Below are 976 nucleotides of genomic sequence, written 5' to 3'. Positions count from 1 at the left end.
GGTACAAACCGGGGACATCGTTTACATATCTAACCGGGGACATGGTTTACAGGTTAATACGCATGATCAGGAGGTAACTGATCATGCCCTGGAACCAAGAGTCTCCCATGGATCAACGAATCAAACTGGTCATCGACTGGCTTTCTGGTGACTTCAGCAAAAGCCAGCTAGCTCGGCGCTTCGGCGTCAGTCGACCAACTGTAGATAAATGGATCTCTCGTCACGTTGACGGCGATTTGAAGTCGTTGGCAGAGCTGTCTCGACGACCTCATACCAGCCCAAACAAGACTGACGATGAGATCTTGGCTCGCATAGTGGCGATGAAAGAAACCCACGATAAATGGGGGCCGAAGAAGCTTGTCAGGCTATTACGAATCGAGGATCCGTCAGTCGCCTGGCCATCGCCCAGCACGGCAGGCCAATGGCTTGACCGGCTTGGGCTTGTCAGTAAACGGCGCTTCAAGCGACGGCACAGCACTGCTCACAGGGAAATGCGCGAAGCCAACGAGCCCAACAAGACGTGGTGCGTTGATTACAAGGGGCAGTTCAAGATGCTCAACGCCCAGATGTGCTATCCCCTGACCGTTACGGACCATGCCTCTCGCTTGATTTTGGCCTGCAGGGCTCACCCCAAAATCAAGACCTTGCCCGTCAAACAGGCATTCGAGAGGCTTTTTCAAGAGTACGGGATGCCGGAAGTCATTCGCTCTGACAACGGCGTTCCTTTTGCTTCTCCAGGCCTGGCAAGAATGTCCACACTGGCAGTTTGGTGGATCCGCCTGGGTATTTACCCGGAGCGAACCATGCCGGGAAGACCTGCCCAGAACGGCCGGCACGAACGGATGCATCGTAGTTTGAAGTTTGAGTTGCCACTGGGGAAAAACCTGGTTGAGCAGCAGCTCTTGCTGGAGCATTTTCGACATGAATTCAATTACATACGACCTCACGAGGCGCTGGGCATGAAGCGCCCGGGTGA

1 protein-coding gene is annotated in these 976 nt (G+C 54.1%); it reads left to right on the top strand.

Annotated features, from left to right (window positions below; genetic code table 11):
* Window positions 1-83 precede the first annotated feature (83 nt).
* Window positions 84-976: helix-turn-helix domain-containing protein (locus IB241_RS27290; protein WP_192301272.1), on the top strand; the 893-nt coding region annotated here is incomplete at its 3' end.

This window comes from Pseudomonas sp. PDM05, from assembly GCF_014851685.1.
GTDB lineage: Bacteria > Pseudomonadota > Gammaproteobacteria > Pseudomonadales > Pseudomonadaceae > Aquipseudomonas.
Note: the sequence above shows the minus strand (reverse complement) of the source record. Positions and strands in the feature narration are given on the sequence as shown.